Genomic DNA, 820 nt, shown 5'->3' with positions numbered 1-820 from the left:
CGCCCGCGGCGCCCGGCGTGTTGGCATCGGCGCTGCTGAACAGGGTGGGGATGCCCGCCGCCGCCAGCTGGCGCGGCAGGCTGCCCCCGGCCAGCGCCGGCTCGGCCTGGGCGGTGGCCACCACCAGGTCGGGCGCCAGGGCCAGGATGCTCTCCAGCGAGCGGGAGTCCGGCGTGGCGCCGCCGACCACCGGGATGGCGCCGCCGCCGGGCCGCGCCGCGTAGCCCTGGCGCAGCACCTCGCTGTCGAGCAGCTCGGCCCCCGCCCAGCCGGCGACGAGGCCGGCGGGGTCGGGATGCAGCAGCGCCATGGTCACGATGTCCCGCGCGTCGAGCAGGACGATGCGCCGCGGCGGGCGCGGCAGGGTCACCACCCGGCCGAGCATGTCGGTGACGGTGAGCCCCGCCTCCGGCGCCGCGGCGGCCAGCGCCGGCGCGGCGACGGCCGGCTGGGCGGCGGCCTCCAGCTTGGCCACGAACAGCTGGGACGTGGCGTGATCGGCCCCGGAGGCAGCCGGACGCGGCGCGGCCTGGCCGATGGCAGCGCCGGCGGGCAGGGGGGTGGCACGCATCCGAGGGGTCACCTTTCCGTGGGAGTTGCTGTGCTGCTAAGGCGGAAGCGTTGCCGGAGTGTGAATCATTCGCATGCAACCCTGGGTCGAAAATCTCCCTGGCACGCGGCTTGCTGATTGGCCGGCATGCACGCCCCCCTTCGCCTGCTGGCCGTCTCCCCCCTGCTGCTGCTGCTGGCCGGCCTGACGCTGGCGCCGCGCGGCCTGGCCAACCCGCTGCCCAGCACCGCCGCCGGCGCCCCGATGCAG

1 protein-coding gene is annotated in these 820 nt (G+C 77.0%); it reads right to left on the bottom strand.

What is annotated here, in order from left to right:
- Positions 1-571, bottom strand: a 571-nt coding sequence (locus HMPREF0731_RS22130) for a TroA family protein (RefSeq protein ID WP_007006498.1), incomplete at its 3' end; no start/stop codon positions are given.
- Positions 572-820 lie beyond the last annotated feature (249 nt).

The sequence above is a fragment of the Pseudoroseomonas cervicalis ATCC 49957 genome (genome assembly GCF_000164635.1).
GTDB classification, from domain to species: Bacteria; Pseudomonadota; Alphaproteobacteria; order Acetobacterales; family Acetobacteraceae; genus Pseudoroseomonas; species Pseudoroseomonas cervicalis.
The sequence above is the reverse complement of the archived record's forward strand: the minus strand, read 5'-3'. Positions and strand labels throughout refer to the sequence as shown.